Genomic DNA, 18678 nt, shown 5'->3' on the forward strand with positions numbered 1-18678 from the left:
CGATTTTCCTTGCGACAGCAGAACATCGACCTGGCGCAGCTTCGCGACGATCTCTTCGGGTTTGTGCTTCTTCTGGGGCATTCCAACGTCCTCCTACGGCTCAATAGCCTACTTCAGGGAGGACCACTTTTCAGGGGGCAGACCAATGACACTTTGTCGTCGCCGGATATTCGTCGAAAGGTTTTGGAGAGCTTATCGTTCCGGAGCGCAGCCGTCGAACCGCTCGGCTTGATACCATCGTACATCATCTCGGGTTGGCTCTGGGAGGGCGGCCTGCAGCAGCCATTGCCAAACGCTTGATGATCCCGGTTAGCAATGACACACTCATCCGTGCGGTGAGAAGAAAATCCATGGTGCCGGATGATGCTCTAAACGCCGTCGGAATTGACGATTGGGCTTTCCGCCGCAATCACCGCTATGGCACCGTCGTATGTGATCTTGAGAAGCGAAGGATTGTCAAACTTCTGCCTGATCGGGAGATCGCGACAGTTTCGACGTTCCTTGCTCAGCACCCCGAAATAGCGATTGTTTCACGCGATAGAGGCGGCGGCTATCGTGAAGCTGCTGCCAAGGCTTTACCCCATGCCATGCAGGTCGCAGATCGTTGGCATTTGATGGAGAACGCCAGCGCAGCGTTCCTTGACGTCGTGCGCAAATCCATGCGGGCGATCCGTACCGCAATTGGTGCTACGACGATCAATCCTGCGCTACTCACTTGCGCTGAACGACTGCAATATGAGAGCTATCTACGGCGTGAGGACGTGAATTCGACAATCACCAAGCTGGCTTCCGATGGCGTGCCAATAAAGGAAATCGTGCGACAGACCGGCTATAGCCGCGGAACAGTTCGCCAGATCGTCCGCGGCCACAGAACTGATGTGTTCCGTGTCAGACAAAGTTCCCTTGAGGCCTATCTGCCGCTGTTGGATCAACTCTGGGGGTCTGGGCAGCACAACGGCGCTGAACTCTGGCGACAGCTAAAGTGCAAAGGCTTCCGTGGTTGTTCTCGTGTCGTTGGGGGGTGGGCCGCAAGGCGACGGCGGTCTGAGCGGGTCTGCGAACAGCAACTTCAAAAAGTGCCATCCGCCAGAAGGATTGCCCGATTGATGACAACTGCTCGCGATCAACTGAGTAAGGCTGACACAATCACTATTGCGGCCATAGAAGCCGGCGTTCCCGCCTTGATCCAAGCTCGCAACCTAATTGATCGTTTCCAGACAATGATCCGAAGGAAGGCCAAGACAGAACTCGACCCGTGGATCGCTGATGCACGCGATAGTCTGTTTGCTCCCTTCGCCAACGGGATACTGAAAGACAAGGCCGCGGTGTCTGCCGCCATCACCGAACCTTGGTCGAACGGCCAGGTCGAAGGACAGATCAACAAGCTAAAACTCATCAAGAGGCAAATGTATGGACGTGGGAAGCTCGATCTGCTGGAAGCACGTGTCATCGGAGCGACCTGATGTCAGCGAGATTGCGTCAGAGCCCCGTTTGGATGCCGATAACCCCTCAAATGGGGTCCTTATTACATGCTTAATGACAATAGCCTGAGCGCTCCGGTAAACGTCGTTGCCTTCCAATGGCCGTGCGGGACCGGTGAGCGGCATCGATCTCCGCAAGGGGCCCGTCCGCGAAGCCGAGACATATTCGTGCTCAGTCCGGTTTTATAGATGAAGACGAGCCGCGCCGGATCGAGACCGAGTTGGCCGTCGAACCAGTCCTGACGACGTTTCAGGAGGTTAGGACGGTCCTGCTCCAGTGCATGTGCGGTCTTTTTTTGAAAGTCCAGCCGCGCTTTCGCAGCCAGACGTCAAGCGCGCTGCGGCCGATCGATATGGTTCTGTCCTCACGCAATCGCAGAACCATCTCGTTGAGCGTGATATCCTTTTCCTCTTCGATCATGCCGATGATGAAGTCCTCGTGAGCCACCGCGTCGGCACTTCTTCGCAGGCGTCAACTGACCCACCCGTGCGCTGGCGATCCAGGCCGCCGCTGATCGCGCCGACATGCCATCGCGTGACGCAGCCAGAACGCGGCTACGCAGATCATCACTGAAAGCTCGGGTCATATTGCCTCCGACCAAATCAACAGTCGGGGCGATGGCATCAGATCGGCAGCCAAGGGAATCCTCAACCCGATTTCGCGTTCGATGGGCGTGCTCTAAGTGATATCTGGCCATTGTGTTTTCCTTGATTTATGAGATGATTTTCGAGGCGTGATAGCAATGAACGGGAAACGTCGGATCGCGCAGCCCCGGATGTGACACCCCTCCGTCCGGGGTTTCCTTATTACAAACCGCTATATTCTACATTGTTGCAAGGTTTCCTTGTCATTAACACTTGCGCGCGCGTTTCTCTTCCGCTCTCCGGTGTTCCTTTCAGGAAGCATCCGAGCTCCCGGACGGCCTCGAAATACAGAGTTCCGCGGGTGATTTTGCGCAAAAAGTTGGAGCTTATTACCATCGGTTCGACCGTCAATTCCAGCGCCGTGCACTAGCGGGGCGAGCATCTGTCATCGATGCCGATACAATTGAAATTCATGGTCAGCGCATCAGAATATGGGGCGTCGACGCTCCTGAGGGTGGACAGACGTGCCAAGATACATCCGGTAACGAATATCGATGCGGCCAGATCGGCGCGATGAAGCTGGCCAGTTATCTCAATGATGCTCAGCCCATCGTATGTGCTCAACGCGATACTGATCAATACGGAAGAATCGTAGCGACCTGCGAGAATATTTACGGTCAGGACCTGGCAAGATGGCTTGTTCGTGACGGTCACGCGCTTGATTGGCCCCAGTTCTCGAAAGGTGCCTATGCCGACGTTCAGAAGGATGCACAAAGCCTTAAGGCAGGCATTTGGCAGGGGAGTTTCATGGAACCGTGGGAATGGCGGAAAACAAGCAAAGGGGCGATGTAATGAGGCACTGGTTTTCATCTATTCCTATCGCTTTGGCCATCGCATCCGCCGTGTCGCGGGCGCGTTACGGATGTAGCACGACGGCCACTCCCATGACCGCTTTCCCAACTCCGCTCTCAGAACCGATGGGGCAGGAAACCAGCCTTTTTGAGTGTGGCGCCCGACTGAAGCAAGGGGCGGTTCGCTATTCCTCAGGTAGAATTATAGAACTACCTGAAACATCGTCTTCAAACGATCCCCCACGCCCGAAACCGCCCCCTGCCGGTCAGCTCGCGGAGGTTCAGCTCTTCGACGAGGCGAAGGGCAGCGCGCGGCGTGATGTTGAGTTCCGCGGCGATCATGCCGGCCGAAACCAGCGGCCTCGCCAGCACCAGCTCGATCAGGCCCGGGAGTTTGGACGAAGCCCGCCTGCCAGTAAGCTGCCGTTCCAGCATTTGCCGCGCCAGCAATAACCGGTCATGCTCTTTAAAACCGAGTTCGATGCTGGCCATCAGTCCGTCGAGACTGGCCATAAGCCGGATTTCAAAATTGCGATGACGCCGCCGTTCAACGCGGATGGTCTTCAGTCCCGCATTGAAGGCCACCAGATGCGCGTTGGTGGTCAGCCCTTCGCGCCGGAGCAGGGATGCCGCCAGCAAACGACCCAGCCACGGCGCCCGCTGCAAGACCGCCAGTTCATTCCAGGCATCAAGCGCCAGGACGGCTTGCAACACCGGCGGCTGATCACGGATCGACCGCAACACGGCTCGCCATTCCTCGAGCCGCTCCTCTTCATCCCAGTCGGGATCGCGGATCAGCGGGTCAGTCTCCGGCTTCGGCCACCGCTGCGGCTGTTTCGCTTTGGCCAGAACGTCTTCGGACCGTGCCAGCACCGCGTCGATCGCGCCGAGATCGATGCCAGGCAGGTCGAGCCCGTTATCCCCACGATTTTTCTTCCCGTCCCGGTCCTGCCAGTCGACCGCCGCATCGGACACCGCCATGCTTTCGCTCTCCACGAGGATGCCACTACCAGGCGATGCAGCAGGCCACGCCTGCCCGCCAATCCGAAGACTACGCAAGCCGTTCGCACTCAGCGCCCAATCCGGTGCCTGCACTGCAATGCGCCGCCTTGTCTGCAACACGTCGCGGGCAATGGTCAGCGCGTGACTCGGCGAGCGGATATCACGCGCTGCCTCATGCAGCACCAGATCTTCCATTTCGACCAACTCGCCATCGAGCCACAGCGAGGCGCAGGCATCGGCACAATGCAACCGTTCGATCAGCCCCGCGCCGACCGGCGAAGAAGCAAGACGCTCATCGAGACGCGCCAGGGCTTCACTGGCACGGGCCAAGGGCGACAGCAAGGTCTTCAGGGGCAGTTGGTCAAAATGGTAACGCATTGAAAAAATGGTAAACAATTTCTATAACGGACACTAGTCGTTATTTAATGTCTGGTACTGATGATGCTGTTGGGTTGGGCATATCACCATCGATAATTATACATTATCGAAGGTGATATGACCAATGTGTTGACCATTTTGCAGAAAAGCGCTACAACAGCCCTAATGAAACGATATTTGCTGCCAACAGCCTTAGGATCTGGCCATGACTGTAACCGTGAAAGTCGCCGAAGCCAAAACGCATCTTTCAGACTTGCTGGCGCGGGTTGAAGCGGGCGAAGAGGTGATCATTTCGCGTGGCAACACACCCATTGCGCGCCTCGTTGCGCTTGATGAACGGCGACAGCGCCTGGCCGCGATTGAAGCCGTACGGGCTTTCCGGGCCCAAGCGCAACCTGTCACCCAGGATGAAATCCGCTCATGGGTTGAAGAAGGGCGCCGCTACTGATGGCTTTTATTGTCGACGCCTCCGTAGCCGGTGCCTGGCTGCTGCCTGATGAAGATCATCCATTCGCCAGCGAGATGATGAACCAGTTGGCCGATGAAGACGCGGTTGCGCCGGAACTTCTGCAGCATGAAATCCGCAGCATTCTGCTGAGCGCTGAAAAGCGCGGTCGTATCGCTGAGGACATGGTCTACACAGCCCTAACGCGTTTTCGCGCCCTGCCGCTGCGTCTTGTAACGCGCAGTGAGGATTCAGAAGTTATTCGGGTCGCGCGACGCCACCAGCTTAGTGCTTACGATGCCGCTTATCTGGCGCTCGCCCTGACAGAAAGCCTGCCGCTGGCGACACTGGATCGTAAACTTGCGGGCGCCGGCCGTGCCGAAGGAGCGATTGTTTTGGGCCCGCTTGCCCATGATCACTGAGAGTGATCGATCAAGGACAATATTGCGCGCTGAAGCACTCGACACGATTGCCGCCGTTTTGCCGATGAACCGCCGCGACATGCTGGCCGAGGTTCTGACCGACCAGGATGTCGAAACGCTGCGCCATCTGGTCAATGAAGGGATGGGCGAAAACACGTTGCGCGCCCTGACGTCGGACCTGGCCTATCTCGAAGCCTGGTCGATGGCTGCGACCGGCAATCCCCTCCCCTTTCCGGCCCCGGAAGCCCTACTCCTGAAATTCATCGCCCATCATTTATGGCGGCCGCAGCAACGCGAGATCGAACCTGATCACGGCATGCCGGCCGACGTGGAAGAGGAATTGCGCCAACAAGGTTTTCTGCGCGTGTCGGGACCGCATGCGCCGGCCACTGTCCGTCGTCGGCTTGCCAACTGGTCGACATTGACCCGCTGGCGCGGGCTGGAAGGATCGTTTTCGGCACCGTCCGTCAAATCGGCCACCCGGCTTGCGGTGCGCGCCCTGAACCGGCCGCGCAACTGCAAGAGTGCCAGTGCGATTACCGGCGATATTCTGGGCAAGCTGCTGGCAACCTGTTCCGGCGAGGACCTAACCGCCTTGCGGGACCGGGCAATCCTGATGGTAGCCTTTGCCTCAGGCGGGCGCAGGCGCAGCGAAGTCGCCGGCCTGCGCGTAGAACAGCTTGTCAAACAGGTACCTGTCACTGACGAGGACGGTTCTCCCCTCCCCTCACTCGGCATCCTTCTCGGTCGCACCAAAACAAGTGGGGCCGATCACGATGAAACCGTCTATCTGACCGGCCGACCCGTCGATGCCCTCACCCGCTGGCTGGAAGCGGCAAAAATCGACAAGGGCAGCGTGTTTCGAAAAGTCGATCGCTGGGGCAATGTTTCGGCACGGGCGCTGGAACCGAGCGCCATCAACCGGATCGTCAAGCAGCGGGCGCAAATGGCTGGCCTCGATGCGGCTCAATTCTCAGCCCACGGCCTGCGCTCCGGCTATCTCACGGAAGCGGCCAATCGTGGCATTCCACTCCCCGAAGCGATGGAGCAATCGCGCCATCGTTCCGTGCAGCAGGCGTCCGACTATTATAACGATGCCAAGCGGCGCAGCGGGCGGGCATCAAGGCTGCTTTAGAATTGGGTAAAATGAGGCCACTTAAAGAGCAATTAACACCATACCTCACCGCCAAATTGATGGACTAAGTTATCCATTGGTGAACTCAGACTCCGTTGTTGCTGACCTCTTTCTAGGTTTGCGGAGCTTCATCAACTTTCTGAGATCCTCGAGGCTCGACTGGTGCTCGTCAGAGTCGTCATAGCCAGCAAAATAGTCTTGAAGCTGATTTCGAATTTCTATTGAAACCTTCTCTACGCAATTCGCCCAAATAGACGGAGCCAACGACACATAGTCACGCGCCTTCTGCGGATTACCTGAGATCAATGGCATGAGAATTTTCGATATCGATATCTCCGGACGTTCCTGCAGTGGAAAATCGGCGAACAAGCCGGGAAATATCGTCATCGCCAGCAAAAGTCCTTCGTGCATTACGGGTTTATCGACAATACGCTCAAACACATCGGCCGAAACCCCTTTGCGACTGCTGGAAGAGAGCGCGGTCCAAAATACTGTATGATTGAGTAAATCTGCGTTGGACTGATCTTTTGAAATCATGATCTTTGTTACAAAGTCTGCCAGCGGAGCGCGCAAGTGATTTGGAGGAATAACGCCATGAAGGTGAGCACCTCTAGCGAACAGTAGCTGACGGTTTTGATTGTCGTTGACAAGTGCTTCTTCCCAATCGGCGCCCGAAATGGTTTTTAGATGCCGATCAACTCGCCCAAGTAACAGGTCCCACGCGTCCACCTGCGCTTCAGCTATGTCCAGCACAAATCCGGCGTTGATTTTGGATAAATCGATCCGTTCGATATCTTCTGCGGAAGTTAGTTTGCCAACACCATCTACCAATGCAGCAATGTCAGTTGCCTTGAAGTGAGCTTTGAGGACAGGGTAGCCATTGATCAAGCTGACCATCTTGATGGGTAGATAGCTCCGTGATGCTAGCACCTCGGTCAGTACCTGCCTATAAAGTGAATGATTGGGTGCTTTTACGAAGGCATTGGCCCAGCGATCGAGTTCGCCGTGCTTCGCAACCACTTCGGCGAGGATTTTCAGAGCCTCGACAGGAACCGCACCAGTGTAGCAATCAGCAAACCATTTATGAGAGGTGCTTACTTCCCCAAACTCAGAGACACTCGTGGTAGATATGGCAGGAACGGGCTTTGTTTCCAATGCCAGATGCGTAATCCAAATAGCATAGGAAAGCCCCTCCCAATCCTGTTCCTCGTTCGATTTCCAGGCATGCCAAGGCAATGTTCCATCTACAGTACCAGCTAGGATCTTGGTGATGATACTGGAATTGCTACGACAAGCGGCAGCCACCAGGGCAAGATTTTCCAGGTAAGCTTGTCTTCCTTCTTCGTTGTCAGCCATAGTGCTTGACTGTAATTGGTCAAAAAGTTTCTCGAAAATGGCGACTCTTTCTGCCTCTTTCAACGCGAATTGAAGTTCATGCCATACAAATGGAAAATTGGTAGGAGTTTTCATGCCCAAAACGATCATCGCTTCGCCAATCTCGGTTGAGTATCGCTGCGCAATATTGGCAAAATCGGAGAAATGTAACTGTGCGTCGTCACAATCTAGCGCGACGCCTACATAAAATTCGGCTGAATAGGGCACGGAAATCTTTGAGATGGCCGATTGAGCTTTGGGCTCGCCATGGATCTCGCGAATTTTTTCTACGAAACCTCCAATGAAGTTCACCCAAGCTCTGCCAAGTGGTTGAGTGCGCGTTTCTGGAAGGCACCGTTTCATCCAGTTGGCGATCGCGTTCAAGTGCTCGAAAACGTGGGTTTCCGGTACACAATTTACGATCTTGAATAATACCTTATGCTCTTGCCATGAGAGAAGGTCGAACGTTGCTAGGTTGGAAATGGCACCAGCGAAATGCCGGTCGCAGAGTATCTTGATTGATGATTCGAGCTGTAGGCTAAGATAATTAGTCAATGCCGCTTCAAAATCTTTCAATGATGACGCCGCCCAGACACCGCATTGTTGCATCAGAATTCTGTCGAGTTGATTTCTGAAGCCCGGCGAGTTGGAAAGTTCCTTCAGGCGATCACTTTTGGGATTGCGAAGGGCGGCAGTGATATCCCGCTCCAACAGCACTTCCAAGGCGATATTCGGCTCCACATTATAAGCTAGTGCAGCCAATTCACTATCGAGCTGCTCCGTTGGAGCAAAATGTCGATAGCGAACTCCGATCGTGTCTGGATTCTGGAGCGTTCGTGGGTCAGCTTCCAGTTTTGAACGATGCAGAACGAAGATCGCTATCACTTCAATTGAAATTGCGCCCCTCCATTGGAACCAGAGCATGCCGACATCGTTGACAAACGATTTGACTTGTCTGGGCGTTGGGTTCGTCACTTTCTCGGTGAGAAACACATCAAATATCTGGAAGAGACGATATTTGTGCCCCTCTTCAAATTCAGCGGGTAGAGCCCTCTCCAGGGATTCCACGAAGAAAGCTTCGACATCAGATGTTACTGGCGGGGCCACAGTAATCACTGCACTGAACGTTTTCCTAAAAACATCCTCAAGTGCGTAGGACTTCGGTTGCGCGCTGGCGATGTCAATCGGTTCATCTTCAAATGCCGACAGAACATGAGCTCGATCATAGGGGACAACTGCGGTTACCACATGACCGGGCGCCTTCTCTCGGTAGCTGTCACGTGAATAAATCGATCGAACATTGGCCCATGTTTCTTGAATAAGCTCTTTAGGCAGACGATCAATGTTATCAAAAACAAGCACCACCCGCCTTTCGGCCTTTTGCACCAATGATAGTATCTCAGTGAAAATCTGATGGAACTCATACTGCGTAGGATCACCGTCGCGAATGGTTTGGGTTACGGTGTCTTTGTCTGATTTCCGCGCGAAGAGGGAAAACGTCGCGTCCAAGGCGGATCTAAAAGACCCTTTAGCTCGCCAAAAAGCGACCGTTTGGGCAACAAAGCCTATGGCGACAGAGCCGATTAATATTACGGCGGCCCAGTGACCGTAGTCATTGAGCAACCGGAAGACTATCGGCAAACTCATCTCGGAAGTCGTGGAATTGTTTACGCCGCCCACACTTTTGTGGAGATTGGCGGAAAAAGGACTAAGCCAAAGGATCAAAAAAGGCAGAATAAACAAGGCGCCCATCAGCAAATAGCCGAAAATGGAATATTCACGGGAGTTTTCTGTCTCAACAACCTTGGTTTTGCCGCGAACGCGTCTTTCGAGCTTATCGTATGCACGGCTGCTTGTAATGTGCTGCTTGGACCAATCCAGAAACTCCTCCAAAAACGCACGACGAAAGTCGACACTCTGGCTTGCCCATAAATCAAATGAAAAGAATGCAAACTTATTTGGATGGCTTGTCGCAAGATCCTTGTCCGCCATTGAGACGACGGTTGTCTTGCCACTGCCCCAGCTTCCCTCTAGTCCGATTGAACGGTTGTCTTCTGAGAATTTGACGATGGCGTTTGCCAAGGCTCGTGCGGACCTTTCGTGCCCCTTACCGGAGAAACCGTCCGTATCCTGTGGATCATCTGACAAAAATTCGAAACAAATTTCTTCCGCTACACTCATAGCAAGCCGCCCCCGTTTGAAATTGGTCAAACGTAATCCTGTCAGCCCCACCTTTTCAATAGCATAGTGTTTATCGACACCGTTAAGTCCCGTGCAACAATCGATCGAATTAGTTTCAGGATGGCGCGAACCGAGTTTTGAAATTTTCTATATTGGAAACACGACGAACCCGATTGCTTCCTACAACTATCTGAACAGAGACGTCAGCGCCGCTCTTGACTATTCATCAAAACACCCATGGATCAAAAGACAGCAGCCCAGCGTTATTCTCCTCCAGCAACAGGAGGTGAAAATGAACGTAGCCAATCTGCAGATCGAAGGACTTTGTATGGCAATTATTGCCATCAATCATGCCCTGGTTGAAAAAGGCGTTCTCACGCAAATAGATCTAAACGGAGCACTTAAGCAGGCCGAAGCGATAGCGCGAAGCGACGAACGTTTTGTCGAGGATCTCAATCTTTCGAGCCGTGACGCCGTCTGCTTCCCTATCCGAATTCTCGAGGCCGCAAACAAGGAAACAACTCCGCGATCCAGCACGTTTTCCGAGCTTGCCCGAATAGTTGGAGAAACCAAAGAGCCGTACAACGATATGTATTAAGCTCACACGAATCTTTATGCGTAGTCTCGCATCTTTATGCCCTGCATTCTGGAGACTGCAAGAGGGGAGGGCGCACCACTCGAGGAATAAAGTTCCCCGCGGGGAACCATAAAGCACTTATGCAATATATAAGATGAAGCCGTGGGTCGTCACCGCGCCTCCTCAGACTCCAAAATACAAAATTTTCAAAAGTTCCCCGCGGGGAACTTTCTCTTTTCTCAGTGCCCGAATCGGACTAGTTTGAAGTTGCGCAAAATGTTCGCACTTTTGTATTTTTGCGAAACTACATTTGGTTTTACCATTCGTTAACTCTAGTGGCGTCTAATATGCTCCAATTCAATGAGGATAAAATCGTGAATCGCCACCTGAGCAGTCTTCAGTTTATGCAGGATTTTTCGGGCAAGCTCGAAAGCGCTCTACAGAATCTTTCAATCGCTCAATATCCGCCAGATGCCCGTCGAGAAATGCGTAAATTTTCGTCGACGGAAGTCGCAGCATTGCTCGATGTCTCGGAAGCTTATATCCGCCAAGTCGTTCAAAAAGATATAGGTCCGACGCCAGAGGTGACATCCAATGGGCGCCGCCTTTATACGTTAGAACAAGTCCTTGAACTCAGAATGATGCTTGCGTCGAAGGGACGTAAGAAATGGATGAACCCACGACGCACCGGAGACGAAGCTTGCCATATAATTGCAGTTACGAATTTTAAGGGCGGGTCGAGCAAGACGTCGACGACGATTCATTTAGCGCATTATCTCGCGTTGAAGGGCTATCGCGTTCTCGCTGTGGACCTTGACCCGCAAGCTTCATTGACCAGCTTACACGGTACGCTTCCCAATTTTGATCCACGGGTTGATGATACTCTGTACGCAGCGATCCAGTTTGAGAATCCCCGGCCCACTAAAGAATTGATCCATCAGACGCATATTCCGGGACTCGATGTAATTTGCGCGGGATTGGAACTGACAGAGTTTGAAACTGCAGTAGCACTTCAGATGCGCAAAAGTGGCACCAACTTCCTCCTTCGTGTATCGCAAGCGTTGGATCAGGTCTCAGACGACTACGACGTTATCCTGATGGATTCAGCGCCATCCCTAAACTTCTTGACGCTTGCGTCGCTTACGGCCGCTACGGGTGTGATAATTCCTGTACCCGCTCATATGCTCGATGTTGACGCTACTGGAAAGTTTCTCGAGCTCGCAGCATCGTATATGCAAGTGTTGAATGATGCCGGAGCCGAAGTTGATTGGGATTTTGCAAAGTTCATCATAACCAAATTTGAAGCAAACGATCACCCGCAGGCTAATATGACCGCTCTTATGCGACAGGTTTTCGGCGAGGACCTCTTGCTGAATATGGTTATGAAATCGACAGCGGTAGCAGATGCACTCACGTGGAAGCAAAGCCTGTATGAAGTGCAGCGATCACGTTTTTCAGCGCCCAAAACATATGACAGGGCGATGGAGTCACTCAATGCTGTGAACGATGAAATCGAAAAGCTGCTTTGGACAGCATGGGGCAGAGAATGAGCCGGAAAGATTCCCGATCCATCTTCGCAAACCTTGTGAAGCCGCAAGAGCAAACTGGCGACATGACGCCAGCAGCTTCGCCATCGCCTCATCTTCGAAAAGTGGCGGCAGGGCTTCGCCAGCTTCACGAACGCGAGGAGACGTTCGCGAAAATTCTGAAGGACGGCGATCGCATCATTGACATTGACGTTAATGATATTGCTCCGTCGCCAATTCAAGATCGCTTTGATGGCTCTTATGAAGAGTCAGCAATAGCAGAGATCGTTGAGTCAATGCGAGAACGGGGACAAATCGTTCCTGGTCTCGTCCGTCCGTTGGACGATGGAACACACCATTATCAGATCGTGTTTGGCCGCCGTCGCTGGAATGCAGCAAAGCAATTGGGTTTGCCCTTCCGGGCCGTTATCAAGGAACTTACTGACGAACAGGCAATTGTCTTTCAAGGTGAAGAGAACACTAATCGAGAAGACCTTAGCTTTTTGGAAAAATGTCTTTTTGCGCATGAACAGGAAGCAGCAGGTTTTCGGCGTGATATCATTTGCGCCTCGTTATCAACGACAAAGTCACATCTGTCTGAGATGCTACGCATCACGACTACTGTTCCGAAGTCTACATTGCTACTAATAGGAAGGGCGCCTGACACAGGACGCAGACGTTGGCTCGAGTTTTGCGAACTGTGGAACGCACGATCCAATGCCCAGCTTCTAGTTCAGCAGGCGTTGACAAGCTCGCCGTCGGATCGTTTTCAAGCCGCTGTCGCTGCTTTGAAACAACCCGATATGAAGCAAGCAACACAAGAATCTAAAGTACAGCGTGAAATCCGAGCAAACGGCGAACTGTTGGCAACGATTGCTCGGTCCAAGGCTGGTTCACGGCTAAGTTTTCAAAAAAATGTTCCTCAAGGGTTCGTTGACTTTCTTGCGGAACGAATGCCTGAGCTGCATGCGCAGTATCTGATAGACGAAAAAGAAGGATAACGACCAAAAGAAAAAGGCCCCCAAAACGTCGCCGTCGTGGAAGCCTCTCTCGGATGTGGTAATCAGAGAATCGCATTTCCATGAATCAGTGTCAAGAGTCGTAAGCGTCTTTTTGGCGGGTGGATTTCTTTTGCCTTTTGAAAGGTGAGAGGGAATGCAAATTCTAAAGACTGACACGTCCGCATTTCGTGGGCGAATGAAGGCGTTTGCCCAGAATTCTAACCGGCAAGAGAAGCCGAAGCAGGGCAGGGGCGTAAACAGATGGGCGCTCTACAAACAACTTTGCGTCGCTAAGGCTGAATTCGGTCTGAACGATCGCTGTCTTGCTGTGCTGAGTTCGCTTTTGTCTTTTCTTCCTGACGACGACATCAGTGAGAAAAGCGGCCTTGTCGTTTTCCCATCAAACCGACAGCTTTCGCTGCGTGCCCATGGCATGCCGGAGTCTACACTGCGTCGACATCTGGCGTCCCTGATCGAAACGGGAATCATAGCGCGCAAAGATAGCCCGACGCGCAAACGCTATGCTCATAAAGATAGGGAAGGCGGCGTCGAGCTTGCTTTCGGCTTTTCATTTGCGCCCTTGCTCGATCGCGCATCTGAAATTGCTGCTATCGCGGAAAAGATTCTCGCCGATCAGAAAGCACTGAAGCGTCTTCGCGACGAAGTGTCCGTCATGCGCCGAGATATGGCGGCAGCTTTTACGGATAGGGCCGAAGAAACAGGTGAGCTTGGTGAGTGTCTCGAAGCATTGTTCGTTCGTTTCCGCGCTGTTGTCGACGCGATCCCTCGTCGTGCATCTCTTGATGAACTGTCCGCGATCAGGGTCAATTTTGAAGCCATTCGTGGTGAATTGGCTATCGCTCTGAAAACAATAGAGATTGTTCCGGAAATGAGCGGCAGCGTCGCTCAATATGAGCGGCAGCATAATGAATCCCTGCCAGAATCCCTTTTTGAATCTCAAAATGTCAAAAAGATTGTTTTGAACGCACCTTCTGCAGAAACACCAGTCTCTGTGAAGCCTGAAGGAGAAACCTCTGCCGAGTTAACCCCGTCCATTTCTCTCGACCAGGTGCTTCGATCGTGTCCAGATATCCGCGAGTATGGTGCGAACGGAATTGGCACATGGCGTGAGCTTCTCGATGCCTCGCGTATTGTCTCGGGCTTTCTCGGCATCAGTCAATCAGCCTATCAGGAAGCGATCCGTTTTATGGGGCCACAAACCGCTTCAACCGCTATTGCGTGGATTCTGCAGAAACTATCGACCATCAATTCGCCTGGTGGATATCTGCGGTCTCTGACACAGAAGTCGAGGGGAGGGACCTTCTCAATCCGCCAGCTCCTGTTCTCAGGAATGAGGGCAAGCGGGGGTCTCGTCTCAATATGAGACTGCTTTTACCCGTTTCTTAAGGCACAGCCATGAATCGGAAACGTCTATCGCGAATGGACACCAAAAGAAGAAGGCCATCTCAGGTTAATCGAATGGGGTTCCCCAACAATGCGTGCATGGAATACCGCTGATTAAAAGAGATCGGAATATGAGTATAGTCCGCTTGCACGTAGGCCATCGCCGCCGGTTTGCAGCGATGGACGTGGTGAAAAGTCTGCGTGATACCGATGTTGATGCTGGCCAGATTGAATTTAGTATTGCGGAGTCTGCGGACGGTCCGGATATGACAAGGCGAGGAAAACTCTGGGGGAATAAGCAGACTATTGCTGCGGCGATGGATGCCCAGAAAGTGGAACTGAAACCTTCCGACGCCCATGATCTTTTATCCCTGAATGTCGAGGATACTGATCGGCAGGGCGGCGTGTCATTCAGTGTCCTGTAACAGGTTAAGCGAAGGGAACTTGTTGGGGTCAGTCAAACATTTCATTCGAAGATGCATCTTCTGAAAGGATGGCGCGGCCGGATGTGTTTGACGCGAGGAGGCTGTAAGCGAGCGTCGTGACCCCGACAAAAGCTATCAACATGACAACAACGGCGACCAATAGCCGGATGCGTTGTCGGCGTTTGAAAGATGATTGGCCAGTCCAATCGATCATTGACGAAGGGTAATTGTCGTTCATAAGTTGATACTGCACATAAAATTGTAAACAAGCCTTTGATTGAAAGCTGTGCTTACAAAAATTAACTCCGCGGCAGCGGTTGAAATCGCATGAATACTCTCTACATCGCCATAGGGTGACCGTCTTTCGAAGATGTCTGACGCTTTTTGATGGCTTCATTGGGTTTTTAAGCGCTCAATCGTTTTTTCGCGCCAAACCCGGAGTTGGCCGAAGGAATTAAACCCCGGTGCTCTTCCCAAAGACACCGGGGCCGTTCAACGCAATCTGGTCACGTCTCCATCCGCTTTGAACGCCGAAAATCTAATCGCCTTGAATCCAGATTCCAACCCGCCGCTTATCTGAAAACATCGAAGACCCTTCAGTAGAATCCTGATCTCGGGTTAATCCGTTTTGGATCTTCAAACAATTTTAGTGTGCCATTTGCGGTGAGAGCGTAGCGAACGCCGCCGGCCGGAGGCACCCGCGCGCTCATATCGCGATGTAGGGTTGCCGGAGGCCCATTAAGAGAGGCGAGATGGCTTAGGCTAATAGAACGGGTGAGTTCAATTCATATTACCGAAAAGGTAATACAGAAATACCGGTTGGATGACTCATAAGGGTAATTATGGTCCTTAATTCTAAATATATTGAGCTATAAAGCACACTTTCTAGGAAGAACGTCTGTTTATGGGTTGTCGGAATGAACCAAATCGGTAACATTCCTTGCCGTCGAATACCAAACTTTGAGGAGAATGTGACCGGGTAAAAAAGAAAAACCGCTCCCGAATAAATCCGGAAGCGGGGTGCAAATTTCAAACTTTCAGTAAAAATAGAATCGCACTCCCATCTTCCAATGTCAAACAGAAACGCTTTTCGGCGAACGGGAAATCTTTGCCTGGTCCTCAGTGAGGAGATGAGGAGTATGGAGGAAGCCCTACAACCTGTACGGTGGGTTGGCCGTAAACAGACACCACAACGAACCGAGTTTCGTCGAATGGCGCGGTTCGCAGAGATGGGAACTGTTACACGCGGCCAACTGATCGGACTTGCGCAGTCACTCCCTTGCCTTGGCCTCATCAATGGCACAGAGGCGCACTTGCTTGTTGCTTTGATCAATACGGCTCCAGCAGAGAGCTATGACAAAGGTGGTCGACCGATCGTGTTCAAATCCAATGCGGCGCTTGCCTTCGAGATTGGACGATCCGAGGGACGTGTGAGCCGTATGTTGTCACGGCTATTCGATGCCGGTTTAATCACCATGCAGGACAGCGGCAATTATAAGCGCTATCCGGTCCGAAATGCGGACGGCAGTATTGCCGAGGCTTGCGGCATCGATCTGCGCGTTCTCACCGCCCGCTTCCGGGAACTCGATGGGATGGTCCGACAGGCAAAGGCGGAAAAGAAAGCACTCAATGCGAACCTGCGTCGCTATCGCGGCGCCGTTCGCAATCTGCGTAACGCGCTCGCCACTATGGAGGACCTCCCCGCTCGGCTGCGCTCAATAATCGAAAAGCGTTTCGAGCGTGTTCTCGATGCAGTAGGCATCGCGAGCAAGGCATCAAGTGCTGTTCTGCGTCGCGCAACAGGCTTGATAGAATGGATCGTCGAGCGGGTGATGCAGCTGCCTCACCGTGAGCAGCCGTCCGATAGAAACGAAGATTCGACATGCCCGTGTGCCGAAAACGACATGCACAAACAGATTACAAACCCCTATTCTCTTGAAAGTAGGAGTGATGAAATGCGTTCGGCTAGCGCCGAACAACTCAGTTTCCCAAAGACCGGTAAGAGGGCTTTCGAAAAAAGCCTGGGGCGCAATTCGGGTAAAAACAATCGACCGCACCACCCGCCACATGCGCTAGTGGCCCTGCAGGATGTATTACGGGCAATACCGGCGCTAACCACTTATGGAATGTCGCGCCCCCGCAACTGGGCTGAATTAGCCCGGCTCGTCCCACAAGTCTGCCGCATGGCGGGTATTTCCGAAGATGCACGCCGTCGCGCGGTGGATCAGATGGGGGAACAGGCCGCCGCGATTGCCATCGCCATTACACTGCAGAAGTTCGACGAGAGGCAAGTGAAGTCGCCGGGCGGCTATTTGCGCGCCATGACAGAGCGCGCCGTCGCCGGCGAACTGCATCTTGCCCGCTCGGTGTTCGGGCTTGCTGCCCGTCATGGAATGGAGGGGATACATTGATCTTTCGCTCCATTTTCGCCGCGCGGTGGCCATACGGCCTGGTTGCGCGGAGGGTAGGCCGAAGCGATGTCACGCTACTTGCCGCGAAACCACGGCATCGACTTAGCCGATTACGGGTATGCCGAAAATGAAGCCCGCGAACGGTTGTTAGGAATTTGGGCGGCGGACGTAGAGAGCCCGCATCTCTATCGACGGGCCCATGCCTCCAGATAAGCCCGCCTCTGTATAACCATATTGGCATTATCGAATGATCGGCGCAGAGAACCGTTTCAGTTATCCATATTTGCCATGAGTGCACGAGACCTGTTGAAAAAGCGCTTTATCCGGCTATCATGCGTTTCAATATCGGTATTATATAAACGGTCTATGCCGACAAGACGAGTTGCCATATTGGCGCATAGAGCACACCTCTAATTCGGTTGCTTTCGACGCTCGTTCGCACGTCGACGCGGTTGCCGCAAAGCCGGAAGCCTGAAAAATTTCCCCGCCTGCGGCTCCTCGCGCGACAAATTTTTCGGCCCTCGGCTTCCTCCGCTGCGCTCCGGCCCAAGGGTGCGACACCGCTTACCGGCGTGCCCGTGAACGATCATCGCAACCACATAGAGGAGTGAATACCATGACCAACGAAATCACCAACTTCATCCAGTTCTCTAGCGAAGACCTCGACACCGCTTCCGGCAAAGGCCGCATCTCGACCCTAACTGACGACATCGACATTGAGGTCGTGCCTTTCAATTCGGAAAACCCTGACGCTCCTACGCACCGCGTTTTCGCCAAATCCCCACGTGGCTTCAATATCGAAGTTGGCGGGATCTGGAGAAAGGCAAAGGCCGATGGCGAAGGCTTCAAGCGCAATCTCTCGATCCGCCGCCTGAACTACAACGCCAACCTGGGCCGTTTCGGCGGACAGGACGACCCAAGCCTTCAGGCAGTTCTCGAATGGGAACCGCGCAATTGATAGCCCAACAGCGCCCGGCCAAGTGCTGGGCGCAACGCACCGAAAGTCGCGAAAATCCCTTTGTTTTCTGGATTTTGGTCGCTTTTTGTGTTAGCATGAACTGCAACAGGAGTTTTGAAGATGAACGTTCATGCCCCCCGTCCGGATCGATCTCCGGAAGCTGTTGCCAGGCGCAAAAAAGCTACGGATCAGGCGCGCGCCGCAAATATGCGACAGGGCTATATCCACGATCCACTGTTGGAAGAGGCAACAGCGGCCTATGTCGCCGGCGATATCACGCGCGACGAATACAGAGATCGCGTAGTCCGCAAACCGCAGTAGTTCAACCTCAACCTTTTTAATTTGATGCCGCCTGCCCAGGGCAGGCGGCTTTTTATTGGGTGCGCCGAGCATGGCGCGTGGTGCGCAATCACCGTTTGACCGGGATGGTATCCGGTCGATGACTTGGAGGTGAAAGTCCTCTACGGGCCCTGGTGATGGGAACCGTTAGCCGAACAGCAAGGGCGTCGTCGTGAGGCGGGG

At 53.1% G+C, this 18678-nt stretch carries 15 protein-coding genes and 2 pseudogenes; 14 read left to right on the forward strand and 3 right to left on the reverse strand.

Translation table 11 applies throughout. The features are described 5' to 3' along the window. Together FJQ48_RS22750 and FJQ48_RS12595 are read left to right on the forward strand one after the other, a co-directional pair. On the forward strand, positions 1-300 hold a 300-nt coding region (locus FJQ48_RS22750; protein ID WP_247870376.1), incomplete at its 5' end, for a hypothetical protein. After that, positions 210-1463: pseudogene (locus FJQ48_RS12595) on the forward strand (ISL3 family transposase); the annotation flags it as partial. The gene FJQ48_RS22750 and the pseudogene FJQ48_RS12595, both read left to right, overlap by 91 nt. A gap of 68 nt (positions 1464-1531) precedes the next feature. On the opposite strand, the pseudogene FJQ48_RS12600 reads toward FJQ48_RS12595, so the two are convergent. After that, positions 1532-2068, reverse strand: a pseudogene (locus FJQ48_RS12600) (IS630 family transposase); the annotation flags it as partial. Positions 2069-2339: 271 nt separating this feature from the next. Here FJQ48_RS12600 and FJQ48_RS12605 point away from each other — a divergent pair. Further along, positions 2340-2918, forward strand: a complete 579-nt coding sequence (locus FJQ48_RS12605; RefSeq protein ID WP_247870377.1) for a thermonuclease family protein — start codon at positions 2340-2342, stop codon at positions 2916-2918. Positions 2919-3145: 227 nt separating this feature from the next. On the opposite strand, the gene FJQ48_RS12610 is transcribed toward FJQ48_RS12605, so the two are convergent. Further along, complete coding sequence (locus FJQ48_RS12610) at positions 3146-4306, reverse strand: RHE_PE00001 family protein (RefSeq protein ID WP_139975411.1); 1161 nt, start codon at positions 4304-4306, stop codon at positions 3146-3148. 196 nt (positions 4307-4502) lie between these two features. Here FJQ48_RS12610 and FJQ48_RS12615 point away from each other — a divergent pair, with 196 nt between their 5' ends. The 3 genes from FJQ48_RS12615 to FJQ48_RS12625 are packed head-to-tail and all read left to right on the forward strand — an operon-like array spanning position 4503 to position 6299. Beyond that, the gene (locus tag FJQ48_RS12615; RefSeq protein ID WP_100649045.1) at positions 4503-4745 is read left to right on the forward strand and encodes a type II toxin-antitoxin system prevent-host-death family antitoxin; all 243 of its coding nucleotides are present in this window, start codon (positions 4503-4505) and stop codon (positions 4743-4745) included. Beyond that, a complete protein-coding gene (locus FJQ48_RS12620) occupies positions 4745-5164 on the forward strand; it encodes a type II toxin-antitoxin system VapC family toxin (RefSeq protein ID WP_100649044.1) in 420 nt (139 codons plus the stop codon). The genes FJQ48_RS12615 and FJQ48_RS12620 overlap by 1 nt, the downstream gene beginning before the upstream one ends. Further along, on the forward strand, positions 5154-6299 hold the full coding sequence (locus FJQ48_RS12625) for a site-specific integrase (protein WP_139975404.1): 1146 nt from the start codon (positions 5154-5156) through the stop codon (positions 6297-6299). Before FJQ48_RS12620 ends, FJQ48_RS12625 begins: the two co-directional genes overlap by 11 nt. A gap of 69 nt (positions 6300-6368) precedes the next feature. Here the strand turns inward: FJQ48_RS12625 and FJQ48_RS12630 are convergent, their stop codons facing one another. After that, positions 6369-9854, reverse strand: coding sequence for a P-loop NTPase fold protein (locus FJQ48_RS12630; protein WP_139975405.1), 3486 nt, complete (start codon positions 9852-9854; stop codon positions 6369-6371). A gap of 292 nt (positions 9855-10146) precedes the next feature. On the opposite strand from FJQ48_RS12630, the gene FJQ48_RS12635 reads away from it, so the two are divergent. The 8 genes from FJQ48_RS12635 to FJQ48_RS12670 all read left to right on the forward strand — a co-directional run bounded on the left by FJQ48_RS12635 (position 10147) and on the right by FJQ48_RS12670 (position 18477). Then, positions 10147-10452, forward strand: coding sequence for a hypothetical protein (locus tag FJQ48_RS12635; protein ID WP_139975412.1), 306 nt, complete (start codon positions 10147-10149; stop codon positions 10450-10452). A 353-nt stretch (positions 10453-10805) separates the two neighbouring features. Continuing rightward, the gene (gene repA / locus FJQ48_RS12640; protein ID WP_041545811.1) at positions 10806-11981 is read left to right on the forward strand and encodes a plasmid partitioning protein RepA; all 1176 of its coding nucleotides are present in this window, start codon (positions 10806-10808) and stop codon (positions 11979-11981) included. After that, a complete protein-coding gene (gene repB / locus FJQ48_RS12645) occupies positions 11978-12958 on the forward strand; it encodes a plasmid partitioning protein RepB (RefSeq protein ID WP_139975406.1) in 981 nt (326 codons plus the stop codon). Before repA ends, repB begins: the two co-directional genes overlap by 4 nt. 154 nt (positions 12959-13112) lie before the next feature. Beyond that, a complete protein-coding gene (gene repC, locus FJQ48_RS12650) occupies positions 13113-14342 on the forward strand; it encodes a plasmid replication protein RepC (protein WP_139975407.1) in 1230 nt (409 codons plus the stop codon). A 151-nt stretch (positions 14343-14493) separates the two neighbouring features. Beyond that, positions 14494-14787, forward strand: a complete 294-nt coding sequence (locus FJQ48_RS12655; RefSeq protein WP_247870378.1) for a hypothetical protein — start codon at positions 14494-14496, stop codon at positions 14785-14787. 1139 nt (positions 14788-15926) lie between these two features. Beyond that, on the forward strand, positions 15927-17198 hold the full coding sequence (gene repC / locus FJQ48_RS12660) for a plasmid replication protein RepC (RefSeq protein ID WP_139975408.1): 1272 nt from the start codon (positions 15927-15929) through the stop codon (positions 17196-17198). Positions 17199-17814: 616 nt separating this feature from the next. Further along, positions 17815-18156, forward strand: coding sequence for a DUF736 family protein (locus FJQ48_RS12665; protein WP_139975409.1), 342 nt, complete (start codon positions 17815-17817; stop codon positions 18154-18156). Between the two features lie 120 nt (positions 18157-18276). Continuing rightward, the gene (locus tag FJQ48_RS12670) at positions 18277-18477 is read left to right on the forward strand and encodes an antitoxin VbhA family protein (RefSeq protein WP_128095055.1); all 201 of its coding nucleotides are present in this window, start codon (positions 18277-18279) and stop codon (positions 18475-18477) included. The last annotated feature ends 201 nt before the right edge of the window (positions 18478-18678 follow it).

Origin of the sequence: Ochrobactrum sp. CGA5, from assembly GCF_006345815.1 — a bacterium.
In the GTDB taxonomy this organism is placed as follows: domain Bacteria; phylum Pseudomonadota; class Alphaproteobacteria; order Rhizobiales; family Rhizobiaceae; genus Brucella.

Coding starts and splice junctions, on each gene's coding strand:
- FJQ48_RS12615 (WP_100649045.1), top strand. CDS start 4,503: ATGACTGTAACCGTGAAAGTCGCCGAAGCCAAAACGCATCTTTCAGAC.
- FJQ48_RS12620 (WP_100649044.1), top strand. CDS start 4,745: ATGGCTTTTATTGTCGACGCCTCCGTAGCCGGTGCCTGGCTGCTGCCT.
- FJQ48_RS12625 (WP_139975404.1), top strand. CDS start 5,154: ATGATCACTGAGAGTGATCGATCAAGGACAATATTGCGCGCTGAAGCA.
- FJQ48_RS12630 (WP_139975405.1), bottom strand. CDS start 9,854: ATGAGTGTAGCGGAAGAAATTTGTTTCGAATTTTTGTCAGATGATCCA.
- FJQ48_RS12635 (WP_139975412.1), top strand. CDS start 10,147: ATGAACGTAGCCAATCTGCAGATCGAAGGACTTTGTATGGCAATTATT.
- repB (WP_139975406.1), top strand. CDS start 11,978: ATGAGCCGGAAAGATTCCCGATCCATCTTCGCAAACCTTGTGAAGCCG.
- repC (WP_139975407.1), top strand. CDS start 13,113: ATGCAAATTCTAAAGACTGACACGTCCGCATTTCGTGGGCGAATGAAG.
- FJQ48_RS12655 (WP_247870378.1), top strand. CDS start 14,494: ATGAGTATAGTCCGCTTGCACGTAGGCCATCGCCGCCGGTTTGCAGCG.
- repC (WP_139975408.1), top strand. CDS start 15,927: ATGGAGGAAGCCCTACAACCTGTACGGTGGGTTGGCCGTAAACAGACA.
- FJQ48_RS12665 (WP_139975409.1), top strand. CDS start 17,815: ATGACCAACGAAATCACCAACTTCATCCAGTTCTCTAGCGAAGACCTC.
- FJQ48_RS12670 (WP_128095055.1), top strand. CDS start 18,277: ATGAACGTTCATGCCCCCCGTCCGGATCGATCTCCGGAAGCTGTTGCC.